General features: G+C 39.1%; 7 protein-coding genes. 3 read left to right on the top strand and 4 right to left on the bottom strand.

The window, feature by feature from the left end:
• Positions 1-13 precede the first annotated feature (13 nt).
• Together E0Y80_RS01710 and mfd are read left to right on the top strand one after the other, a co-directional pair.
• Positions 14-568 carry a hypothetical protein gene (locus tag E0Y80_RS01710; protein ID WP_156305675.1) on the top strand — a complete coding sequence of 185 codons (555 nt, stop codon included), beginning with the start codon at positions 14-16 and terminating at the stop codon, positions 566-568.
• A gap of 112 nt (positions 569-680) precedes the next feature.
• Complete coding sequence (gene mfd, locus E0Y80_RS01705; RefSeq protein WP_394350215.1) at positions 681-3,962, top strand: transcription-repair coupling factor; 3,282 nt, start codon at positions 681-683, stop codon at positions 3,960-3,962.
• Positions 3,963-4,152: 190 nt separating this feature from the next.
• Here mfd and E0Y80_RS01700 read toward each other — a convergent pair whose 3' ends face one another.
• Positions 4,153-6,651, bottom strand: a complete 2,499-nt coding sequence (locus E0Y80_RS01700) for a M14 metallopeptidase family protein (protein WP_156305673.1) — start codon at positions 6,649-6,651, stop codon at positions 4,153-4,155.
• A 108-nt stretch (positions 6,652-6,759) separates the two neighbouring features.
• Here E0Y80_RS01700 and E0Y80_RS01695 point away from each other — a divergent pair, with 108 nt between their 5' ends.
• A complete protein-coding gene (locus E0Y80_RS01695) occupies positions 6,760-7,950 on the top strand; it encodes a trans-sulfuration enzyme family protein (RefSeq protein WP_156305672.1) in 1,191 nt (396 codons plus the stop codon).
• A gap of 40 nt (positions 7,951-7,990) precedes the next feature.
• Here the strand turns inward: E0Y80_RS01695 and E0Y80_RS01690 are convergent, their stop codons facing one another.
• The 3 genes from E0Y80_RS01690 to E0Y80_RS01680 are packed head-to-tail and all read right to left on the bottom strand — an operon-like array spanning position 7,991 to position 12,839.
• Positions 7,991-9,943 (bottom strand): glycoside hydrolase family 127 protein, encoded by a 1,953-nt coding sequence (locus E0Y80_RS01690; RefSeq protein WP_156305671.1) that lies wholly within the window; start codon positions 9,941-9,943, stop codon positions 7,991-7,993.
• A gap of 59 nt (positions 9,944-10,002) precedes the next feature.
• The gene (locus E0Y80_RS01685) at positions 10,003-11,661 is read right to left on the bottom strand and encodes a sodium/sugar symporter (RefSeq protein WP_156305670.1); all 1,659 of its coding nucleotides are present in this window, start codon (positions 11,659-11,661) and stop codon (positions 10,003-10,005) included.
• 5 nt (positions 11,662-11,666) lie between these two features.
• On the bottom strand, positions 11,667-12,839 hold the full coding sequence (locus tag E0Y80_RS01680; RefSeq protein ID WP_156305669.1) for an aldose epimerase family protein: 1,173 nt from the start codon (positions 12,837-12,839) through the stop codon (positions 11,667-11,669).
• Position 12,840 lies beyond the last annotated feature (1 nt).

The following is a 12,840-nucleotide window of genomic DNA, read 5'->3' as shown; positions in this document are numbered from 1 at the left end:
TTATCTTTATTTCATGTCATTACACAAGGATCAGGAGTTAAAAGAGGCAGTTCTCAATCTACCAACAAAAGAAAAAGATAAATTATTAGTCAGACTGATTAATAAGGATAAAATGCTTTTAAAGCAATTACACTATGAACTTCTAGAAGATGAGACAGACCTTGAAGATCGGATAATTGACTTAAAAAGTCGTTTGGAATCGCTCTTTGAGACTAACCCTAATAAGGTTAAAAACATACCGGTATATTCAAACTACAAAAATTTGAGCAGCACCTTAAGGCAGGCAAGTGGGTTGGTAAATGAACATGAAAAAATAACGAAAGATAAGTTTTCGGTTACAGAATGTAGGTTATTAATATTACAGGAGGCTTTTGATAGATACTCGTCTCTTTTTGGCCCATCAGCACTCTCGCCGGCATTCAAGTTACATAAATATGTGAGCGGAAGAATAAAAAACGTCGTTAAAATTTACGACAACTTACATGAAGATCTTCAATTTGACCTAAAAGATCAAATGGAATATGTACTTGAATTCGCAGGTGAGCATAAACTAGATAATGAGTTATAGCAAGATAGCATTCATAATCCCCGCTTAAATTTTCGTAAATTTGCAAAAATAATACCGCGTGAACGTTCAAGAACTAATAGATAAATTCAGCCTTTCAGAACCAGTCAAGAAAATTGCACAAATTATTCAAGATGGCAAACCCAAGATCCACTTAAAAGGGTTGATCGGTTCATCAGATGCAATGCTGGCTGCAGCATGTTATCAGATTGAAAAGAAATTAAATGTCTTTATCCTTCCAACTCATGAAGATGCATCTTTCTTCTTGAGCGATTTAGAAAGCTTATTCGATAATCAAATCCTGTTTTTCCCAGCTTCCTATAGGAAAGCTTTTGAATTTACGCTTCTTGACAGTGCGAATGTTCTACAAAGAGCAGAAACATTAAGCTCAATCAATAAAAATTCAGAGCTTCCAAAAATAATAGTTACTTATCCCGAAGCAATTTCTGAAAAGGTCATCAATAAACAAGATCTTGAAAAAAACACGCTTGAAATAAAAGTTGGAACAAAACTCAGTATTGACTTTATCAATGAATTCCTGTACGAATATGATTTTGAAAGGGTAGACTTTGTCTATGAACCTGGACAATTTGCAATTCGAGGTGGAATCGTGGATATATTTTCTTTTTCAAACGACCTCCCCTATAGAATAGAGTTATTTGGCGATGAAATCGAAAGCATCCGAACATTTGAAATCGAGTCACAGCTTTCGGTGAATAAAATCAACTTTGTAACTATCGTTCCGAATGTTCAAGCCAAGTTTTTAAGCAATAACCATATTTCACTCCTAGAATATATCGAAAGAGATTCCATTATCTGGATCAAGGATGTTCAATTTACCTTGGACATCCTTAAAGAAGGATATAAAAAAGCTTCTCAATATTGGAAAGCATTAACAGAAAAGGATATTAAGGACAATCCAGATTGGGTAGACCCTAGGTTTACATTTACAGATGATAAAAATTTCAATGCTATGTTGTTCGAATATCCCATAGTGGAATTTGGAAAACAATATTTTTATAAGGCAGATGAAGTAGTCACCTTTGATACCCACCCCCAGCCTTCTTTCAATAAGGATTTTAATTTATTGATCCACAATTTTAAAGAGAATGAAAAACATGCTATTCATAATTACATTTTTTCAGACTCTACAAAACAGATTGAAAGAATTTATGCCATCCTAGAGGATCTGGATACAACCGTAACATTTACCCCAATTTATAAAGCCCTAAGAGAAGGATTCAGAGACGATAGATTAAAAATCGCTTGTTATACGGATCACCAAATCTTTGACAGGTATTATAAATACAAACGCAGAAAAGGATATGAGCGTTCCCAGGCCATAACCCTTAAAGAATTAAGTGAGCTAAAGCCGGGCGATTACATAACCCATATAGATCATGGTGTAGGAAAATATGCCGGATTAGAAAAAGTGGATGTGAATGGTAAAAGCCAGGAAATGATTAGGCTGGTATATGCCGACAACGACTTGCTTTATGTAAACATCAACTCCTTAAATCGAATATCGAAATATTCAGGTAAAGAAGGTACGGTTCCCAAAATGAATAAATTAGGAACTGATGCCTGGGAGAAATTAAAAAGAACAACGAAGAAGAAGGTCAAGGACATTGCGCGTGACTTGATCCTACTTTATGCTAAACGGAAAGCTCAAACAGGGAATGCATTTAGTCAAGATACGTATCTGCAGAGAGAGTTAGAGGCTTCTTTTATCTATGAAGACACTCCCGATCAGGAAAAGGCTACCGCAGACGTGAAGAAAGATATGGAATCTCCACATCCAATGGATCGTTTAGTATGTGGAGATGTGGGTTTTGGAAAAACGGAGGTCGCTATTCGGGCAGCATTTAAAGCCGTTGCGGACAGCAAACAGGTCGCTGTATTGGTTCCTACGACCATTTTAGCACTTCAGCATTTCCGTACTTTCTCTGAACGACTGAAAGGACTCCCAGCAAACATCGATTATATTAATCGCTTTAAAAGTAGTAAACAGATTAAGGATACTTTAAAGAAATTAGAAGAAGGTAAAGTCGACATCATCATTGGAACACACCGCCTTGTCAGCAAGGACGTTAAATTCAAGGATTTAGGTCTTATGATAATAGATGAAGAGCAGAAATTCGGAGTATCCGTTAAGGAAAAACTAAAGGTGATGCGCGCAAATGTGGATTCCCTTACGCTGACAGCAACCCCGATTCCAAGAACTTTACACTTCTCACTTATGGGTGCAAGAGATTTAAGTATTATCTCGACGCCACCTCCAAATAGGCAGCCTGTTCAAACAGAACTGCATGTCTTCAATGAGACTTTAATTAAGGATGCCGTTAGTTTTGAAATCGATCGAGGCGGTCAGGTATTCTTTATTCATAATCGCGTTGCCGACCTTCCACAGTTGGGCATGTTGATTAGAAAACTTGTTCCAGGTGCTAAAGTTGGAATTGCCCATGGACAATTAGAAGGAGATGAACTGGAAGATGTGATGTTGAAATTCATTAACCATGAGTTTGACGTTCTGATTGCCACAACGATTATAGAAGCTGGATTGGACATTCCAAACGCCAATACCATCATCATCAACCAAGCCCATATGTTCGGATTGAGCGACCTACACCAAATGCGTGGAAGGGTCGGTAGATCCAATAAAAAAGCATTCTGCTATTTATTGAGTCCGCCGCTTTCCACCCTAACTAGCGAGGCCTACAAAAGGTTGTCAGCAATTGAAGAATTCTCCGAATTAGGATCAGGGTTTAATGTTGCCATGCGTGACCTGGATATTCGTGGTTCCGGGAATCTTTTAGGTGCTGAACAGTCGGGTTTTATCGCTGAAATAGGATTTGAAATGTATAACAAGATCCTCGATGAAGCAGTTCAGGAATTGAAAGACGATGAATTCGGAGATCTATTTGCCGATGAAGAAAATAGAAAATATGTCACTTTCACCCAAATAGATACCGATCTAGAGGTGATGATCCCGGATGAATATGTTACCAATGTTTCTGAGAGATACAATTTATACAATGACATATCGAAGCTCAAGGATGAAGGGCAACTTCAAAAATTTGAACAGGAATTATTAGATAGATTCGGTCCAGTACCTGACCAGGTTTTTGAACTATTCAATACCTTAAGATTACAGTGGCTAGGGAAAGAAATTGGATTAGAAAAAATCTCTTATAAAAAGAATGTGTTGAAAGGGTATTTCGTAAGCAATCCAAGATCCAGCTATTATCAATCAGATAATTTTGGCAAGGTTCTATCCTTTGTTCAAAAATACCCAAGTATTTCTAATATGAAAGAGGTAAAAGGACAACTTCGGATTGCTATCAATAATGTAAATAGCATTGAATATGCTATTGAATTGTTGAAACAAATGCAATAGTAACTTAGAATTAAGGGCGTATCGCAGTTTTATAGAGAAAGACAAAATATCCACCAATGAATTTTAGGTATGCCATCGGCAATATTTTAATATTTTTGATCTTGCGATTTCTGGTCATAAAAGGTCCTAATGTTTACTTTCAAATATAAAAGACATTAGGACCTTAAACAATCCCCAAAAATGGGTATTTTTACTCTACGGTTTGGAAGGTTGCATTAGCCATGATTAGCTTTCCGCTTTCCCAAAAATTTCTAAATAGGACATTGTCCGTCAAATAAACCACGGAACCTCGTCCAACATTCTGTGTACCGAATACCATTCCATTCTTTAACTTCTTGTTCAATGAATGTCCAACGAAACCGCTCATTTTAGCATTTTCAGTTATGTAACCTACATTCCATCCCTTTCCTTCTGGAAAATATTGAAACAGATTCTCATCCTGCTTTAAGGTAAAATAATCTTTCAGCCCATACATTAGCGGATGGGTAGGATCAAAAGTAACCTTGAATATTGCTCCAGCAGTATAGTTCTCCAAAGCTCCACGTTCTCTATCCCCATATTTCTTAAGAAGACTAGGTTTAACCTTCGAGGAGGCAGTGTCTGATTTCAGACTTTTCAACTCAGACCAACCTTGAGATGCTAATTGAGTGACGGCAGATTCCAATGCAATAACCTTTCCGCCTTTTCTTATCCAACTTGAAAACTCTTCACTTTGAGCTTTATCCTTTAAAAATGGATAATTACCATTTGGCATAATGAAAACATCGATTTCATCCCATTCTACCCTTGAGAAATCAGCGGGGTTGATTAAAATTATTGGATATTGTAACTGCTGGTCGAAATAATGCCATACCTCGCCAACATTGGTGGCCCTTTGCCCTTCTCCAGCCATCATAAGGACTTTAGGAGCTTTGATGGTCTTAACATCTGAGCTACCTAGATCCTTACCCCCGTCAACAATGCCAGATTGAATTGCATAGGTCCTAACATTTAATCGATCTGCCTCTTCCTTCAAGACCTTTTCAATGGTCGCCGATCTGTTTCCATTTTTCATGACCAATAACGATCCTTTTGGAAATTCTTCAGCCCCTAATTTAAAGCTCTGATCGGATGCCTTAACAGTAATCTTATTTCTCAATAGGGCGGCTAGCAATTGTGCCGAAGAAAACCCGTCCCACTTAATCGCATAACCAAAGCTCGATCCTGTGCTGTTATTGATAGGTTCAAGCTGATAGGGTGTTAGGTTTCCCATTTTGGAAGCAGAAGCAATCGCTGGCAAACCATAGACATACGGTAAGGACCATGCGGTTATGTCATAAGTAACAGAATCAGTTAGTTTCGCCTCAGGTTCGAATAAAACTCGAATTAATGCTGCTTTTGATTGATTCCCAGGAATTACAACATCCTTTGAATTTAGGCTATGACTCTGGTCTTTCTTACTGAAATAATCAAAACCTTTCAGGGAGCCTGTGGATGAATAGTAATTGATCTTATTTTTATCTAGTAATTCTAACAATGCACGGATCGATTTCTCCCTACCGCTATCAAACTTAATGACATAGGTTTGATAGGATGAAAGTTTGCCAGAGGCAGCGTCATCTCCAAATTTCTTGAATTCTGAAACAACTTTATCTGCATTTTGAGAAACTACTTCAATAACATTTAAACCTGAAGCATGATGCTGAATAGCACGATCAACCAAGGTCAGGGTATCTTTTTGATCAGTATACACCCCCAAACCAGCAGAACTGTTCCCGGCTTTTTCAAAGGTCATCCCGATCGATCCCGAATAAATGGGATAAGTATCTCCATAGGATGGATAAAACAAATCAAATCTTTCCTTCGTAAAGTACAACCAACCTTTTGAATCAAAGTACTTGGCATTATGCTTCCCAATAGTTGTTTGAAATTCTCTCTGCCATGGAGTTATTACCTCATGTAAAGGTTCTGCTGCGGGCGGAAAATAATAAGGTGAATTAATCCCTTGTTCATGGAAATCAACGTGAATGTGCGGCAACCATTTATTGTAGATTACAGCACGAAGTGTACTCTCCTTTTGAGTCTGCCATGCCCAATCCCGATTCATATCAAAATAATAATGATTGTACCTTCCTCCTGGCCAGGGCTCACGATGCTCCCGAGCATACAACTCTGGATTATATTTAATGCCTACAACCCCATTGTACCAATTGTTATATCGCTCCGTCCCATCAGGGTTTAAGCAAGGGTCCAAGATAACCAACGTATTTTCCAACCAGGTTTTACTTTTGCTGTTATTCGGGTTTACCAATTCATATAGGGTCATCATGGAAGCTTCAATAGATGAGGTCTCATTACCATGCACGTTGTTACTAATCCAAACAATCGCGGGTGAACTCGTACTTCCTTGCCCTTCTTGGGCATGTGCTAACTTCAGATTGTTAGTCCTGATATTCTCTAGGTTGCTCATGTTTTGCGCCGATGAAACATAGTACACCTTTAATGGTCGCCCCTCGGTAGTTTCGCCATATGACTCCTCTTTAATTTGATCAGGAACCTGTTTTGCCAAATATTGGTAATATTCCAGGACCTTCCAATGTGGCGTAACTTTCGATCCAACCTGATAGCCTAAATACTCAGCAGGGGATTTAACTTGCGCAAAGGAAAAGGTAGAAATTAGACAAGCCAAAATGACTAGCATTTTTTTCATGTTATATAGGTAATTTAGGGTTAATTATTTAAACAATTCGAAGCTGAAATTAAGTATTTACAAGTTATTTTTTTAATTTTCATACCTTTATTTTTTAAACAACCTACGATGTCACATATAGAAACCGACCTTATCCACAAAGGGCGAGAATTTAACGACAGTAAAGCTGTTGTTACGCCTATCTATCAAACTTCAACGTATTATGCAGATGATGATTTGAAAGAATACATTATCGCCGCAACGGAACCCAAAAATCCTAACTTTTACCATAGACATGGTAATCCCACAAACTCTCAAGCTGCAGCGGTTATATCAAGTCTAGAGAAAACTGAAGATGCTTTGGTCTTGGCAACGGGAATGGCCGCCATAAGTAATGCGATATTAGCGGTCGTTAAAGCAGGTGACCATATCGTTACTCAAAATTCCCTTTATTCAGGGGCCATGCTGTTCTTCAAAGAATTCCTATTAGAATATGGTGTAGAGGTGTCTCACGTCGACCAAAAGGATAATAACGCAATTGAAGGGGCAATCCGACCGAACACCAAACTGATCTATATTGAAACCCCTTCTAATCCAAATCTCGACATTACGGATATGGAATTTGTTTCCAGCATAGCTAAAAAGAATGGAATAATAACTATGGCAGATAATACTTTTGCTTCCCCGATCAATCAAACTCCAGCTGATTTTGGAATCGATGTAGTTGTACATTCTGCAACAAAATACTTGGGTGGGCATAGCGATTTGACAGCCGGGGTGGTGTGCGGCAGCAAAGAATTCATTCAAAAAGTATGGCGAAGATCATTAGTTCTTGGCGGATCATTAAGCCCTTTTGACTCTTGGCTCTTATTAAGAGGCTTAAAAACACTGTCCATGCGTGTTAAGCAGATTAACAGCAACGCATTGGCTTTGGCTAAATTCTTTGAAAGTCATCCTGCCATAAAATATACAGGATATATTGGTTTGGAATCCCACCCTCAAAACAAGCTTGCCCAAAAGCAAATGCGTGGAGGTACGGGAATGCTTTGTATTGAGGTGATTGGGAACACTGAAGATTTAGCTTATAAAAATGCACAGCATATCCTTGATAAGCTTGAAATATTTGCAAATGCAGCAAGTTTAGGTGGCGTAGAATCTTTAGTCGTACATCCAGCAAGTATGTGGGGGTCCCACCACGATAAGGCTCAAAAATCTACTTCCGGAATAACCTCAGGGATGTTGAGAATCTCTGTCGGAATCGAACATATTGATGATCTGATAGCCGACTTTGACCACGCATTAAAAGATATTAAACTATAAAAGGAATCCCTCAAAAATTTTGAGGGATTCCTTTTATAGTTTAATTAACCCGTACTGAGGTTAACTTCTCAGGTATCCATACCTGCATGGCACTCTTACCCCTGTTGTTCCATAAAAAGTATGGAATTGCCGTGATTTCTCTTTCCTCTTGAACAACCTTTCCTCCTGAATGATCAATGGATACGACTGGAGCCTTAAATTGAATCACATTGGTTCCACCTAAAAGGTCCGCCCTATAGTTCACCTGAAATTCTGTGCCATCTGGTAGGAACAAGCCGTTTTTAGCATTTGGATTGTCGATATCCTCAACCGCATAAACAATAGGCCCGTACTGTAAGGCAACCTTGTTGTGATTGTCTTTTAATTCATCCGAGGACACAATGCGGCGAACTTCCATATCCATCTTTAAATCGATCTTATCCCCTTTCCTCCACTTCCGGTTTAGCTTCAGATATCCGTCCTCCTCAATTCCCACTGTAGGCTTCCCATTGACTGTAATGGTATATTCGTTCGCTTTATTGCTCTCATAAGCATACAAGCTGCTTGGAACTGGCTGCTTTAACCAACCCGGTATACGAACAAATACCGTAAATTCTCTTGATTTCTTCGGACTGACCTCAATGCTCACCTCCCCATTCCATGGATAATTACCTGTTTGTTTAACAAAAACCTCATTCTTGTTTAAATCAAGCGTTGTTTCACTCCCAATAAATAAATTGACATACAAATCTGTTGCCGAACGGCTATATATATAAGATCCCAGGGAGGATACCAACCTGGCAATATTGGATGGGCAACATGCTGTCCCAAACCATTCACTGCGTTCATAATTCCCATTGGATGCCAATGGATTCCCATAAAAAAAACGATTACCTGTCAAACTCATTCCATCAATTGCAGCGTTATAAAGCGTACGCTCCAAAACATCAATATACTTGGATTGAGCCGAGAGCATATTCATCCTTTGATTCCAGAAAACCATCCCTACGGACGCACAGGTCTCACAATACGCCGTTTCGTTGGGTAATTCAAAAGGCTTTCCAAATCCTTCATTCGAACCTGATGCTCCAATCCCTCCAGTTATATAATAATGCTTATTCAATACATCATCCCAAATTGCATCCATCGTCCTCAAATAACCTACATCCTTAGTCTCAGATGCTATATCTGCAATGCCTGTATACAGGTACATCGCACGCACAGCATGTCCTGTAATCTTGCGTTGATCCCTAACAGGAACATCATCTTGTGCATATTCAGGTGCCTTCCATTCATCCCAAATCTTCCCAACGCCATAACCTTTACCCCGCTGTTCAACAAACCAGTCCGCCAACGCTAAATATCGATTCTCCTTTGTATGGTGATAAAGCTTCATCAGTGCTAACTCAATCTCCTGATGACCTGAAACCCAAGGTTTGTTCCCAACTCTGAAATATTTGTCAATATGGTCAGCAAACTTTGTGGCAACCTTTAGCAATTTATCCTTTCCAGTGGTATTATAATAAGCAATCCCAGCCTCAATCAAATGTCCTGCACAATAATCCTCATGACGTTCCATGTCCTTCCATCGATCCTGTAAACCAGTTAATGTATAGTAGGTATTTAAATATCCATCGGGCTGCTGTGCCGCGGCAATCTTGTCAATCCATCCATCCGTATTGGCCTCCAATTCCTTATCAGGATAATTCTTAAGCGAATAGGCAATCGCTTCAATTGCTTTATAAACGTCAGAATCATCATAATAGATCCCCTCATGCTTTCCAGAACCCAATGCAGCTTTCTCAAAATTACGAATACGCCCCGTTTTGTCCTCCGTATAGGAAACACAAGCATCCAACGTCGCCGTTGCTACCTTTTCCAAATGTGGTGACCAGAAGTGATCCTCAATGGCAACTTTCGAAAAGTTAATGGGATAAATTTTTTGGGTTGGAGTCTGTGCAGAAAGATTTGCAGTTAATAGCAAACCAGCCGAACAGATCAGTAAGCTTCTCATAAGTGTAAGGTTAGTTTAAAAAAAAGGCTGAAGGAGCCTTCCATCCTTCAGCCTTATGATTACCAGAAAATGGTATATAGGGCAGCCGTAATACCGATGACGATCAAGGCTCCAACAGCAAAACCTGTCTTCGTCCTGAACATACTGGAATCGATTTCCAGACCGTTGGTAACAACACCTTTTTTATTCTCATACATACTGATCACATACATACCGATCAGACAGAATATAAATACAAATCCGATACGGTCAATAAATGGTATTTCATAAACACCATTTACAGGAATTGCAAAACCTGTCGATGCTAAGAAGGAAAGATCCATGAAATTAGGCAAGAATTTTAAAACAATAGATAGTAAGAATCCTACAATCGTTGCAAACAATGCAGCATTTGAAGTCGTCTTCTTCCAGAAAAAGCCTAATAGGAACATCGCAAATACCCCCGGAGATACAAAACCTGTATATTCTTGGATATATTGGAATCCACCTTTTTTATCTATCCCTAAATAGGGAGCTATGAAAATTGCTAAGATCATGGAAACAACAATCGTAATCTTACCAACATTCACCAATTTCCTCTCCGATGCGTCCTTATCAAAAATCTTTTTATAGATGTCCAGAGAAAATATTGTTGCTACAGAATTGGCCTTGCCGGCTAATGATGCCACAACTGCAGCAGTCAATGCTGCAAAAGACAATCCTTTAAGCCCCGTTGGCAATAGATTCAATAAGACTGGATAGGCTCTATCCGGATTTAATTCACCTCCTGCAATCATTTCTTGCTGGAACAGTCCGTCATTATACAATACATAGGCAGCAATACCTGGAAGTACAACGATCAATGGCATCAATAACTTCAATACCGCAGCAAATAACAATCCGTTTCTAGCCGTAGGTAAATCCGCTCCCAAAGCTCGCTGGGTGATATATTGATTACAGCCCCAATAATTTAAGTTGATAATCCACATACCCCCGATTAAAACAGAAAGGCCGGGAAGGTCAATATAATTCGCATTGTCCGGTTTTAATATCATATGGAAATGATCCTGCGCTTTGGTATGAACAATGCCAAGACCGTCTAAAACACCTGTCCCCCCAAAATGATCCGAAACAAGATTCAATGCCAAATAAGTTGTCGCTAACCCCCCTAAAATCAAGAAGAACACCTGAATAACATCGGTATAACCAATCACTTTCATCCCACCAAGGGTAATAAAAACCGCAAATACAGCCAATCCGATCATACAAACCTGAAAGTCAATGCCTGATATACTCGATACAGCCAAGGCACCTAAGAATAAAATGGATGTTAAATTGACAACAATGTATAATAACAGCCAAAAAACCGCCATAATCATCGCAACAGTACTATTGTACCGTTGATTCAAGAATTGTGGCATCGTAAAGATCTTATTCTTCAGATAAACAGGCAGGAAAAATACAGCAACCACTACGAGCGTAACGGCAGCCATCCATTCATAGGTAGCGATCGCTAAGCCTATCTTAAACCCTGAACCGCTCATTCCAATAAACTGTTCAGCAGAAATATTTGAAGCAATTAACGAAGCTCCAATTGCCCACCAGGTCAGTGACCCTTCGGCAAGAAAATAATCCTTCGAATCTCCAGAGGCAGATTTCTTTTTATAATAAATGTAAAGTCCATACCCTGCAACAATGATAAAGTAGCACAGGAATACAATATAGTCTTTGGTTTCCATGGATTTTATTTAGTGGTAAACTTATAAATAGATTTGCTTGTATAGGTATCCCCAGGTTTTAATGTGGTCGAAGGAAATGTCGGCTGGTTTGGAGAATCTGGAAAATGTTGAGTCTCTAAACATAAAGCTGTCCTAAAACTATCCTTGGCTCCATTCTTTAAAGTAACCTTATCCGCCATAAAATTGCCGCTGTAGAATTGAATCCCTGGCTCTGAAGTATAGATATCCATCACGATACCAGATTTGTCCCCCGTAAGCGTTCCCGCATGGTTCAATCCGTCAACCTTTGTTTCATTCAAAACCCAGTTATGATCATATCCCTGGCCGAATTTTAACTGCTCATTATCTTGTTTAATATCTTGTCCAATGGTCTTACTGGTCGTAAAATCAAAAGGTGTCCCTTTAACATCCAGTAATTGACCCGTTGGAATTAAAGTACTGTCAACAGGCGTGAACTTATCAGAATTTAATTTTAAGGCATGTTCCGTGATCGTCCCAGACCCTTCTCCATTCAAATTAAAATAAGCATGGTTTGTTAAGTTAACGACCGTCTTTTTGTCGGTAGTAACCTGATAGGCAATCGATAGTTCATTATTATCGGATAAGCTGTACGTCACTTCCATGTGAATTGGCCCAGGAAAACCTTCCTGTTTATCAGGCAGGGTATAAGCAAAGGTAATAGCCTTCCCGTTTGCTGATTTCACATCCCAATTGGCAAAATGCACCCCTTTTAATCCGCCATGTAAGGTGTTTGGACCATTATTGGTCGGCAAGGTATAGGTTTCTCCATCTAAGGTGAATTTTCCATTGGCAATTCGGTTTCCAAATGGACCTACGATTGGGCCATAATAGGGCTCAGATGGATTGTTATAATCTGAGGCTTTATTGAAACCCAATACCACATCAGTCAAGGTCCCATTCCTGTCAGGAACCTGCAAACCTACAATACGTGCACCAAAATTGGTCAAATAAGCTGTAGCTCCCGATGCATTTTTTAATGTATATAATTTTACTGACTTACCATCAATATCTGCTGAAAAAGAAGCGGAATCCAAGCTAGTAACAATGCTGTGCGCTGAATCTGCACCATTTTCCGCTGTTTGTTTAGTTGGCTGTTGGCAGGCAAAAACAGCTAATAGACCGCCCGCAAACACTAATTTTAGGATTGATTTATTCATT

Source organism: Sphingobacterium endophyticum, assembly GCF_009733535.1.
GTDB lineage: Bacteria > Bacteroidota > Bacteroidia > Sphingobacteriales > Sphingobacteriaceae > Sphingobacterium > Sphingobacterium endophyticum.
This window is presented reverse-complemented; position numbering and strand designations above follow the sequence as displayed.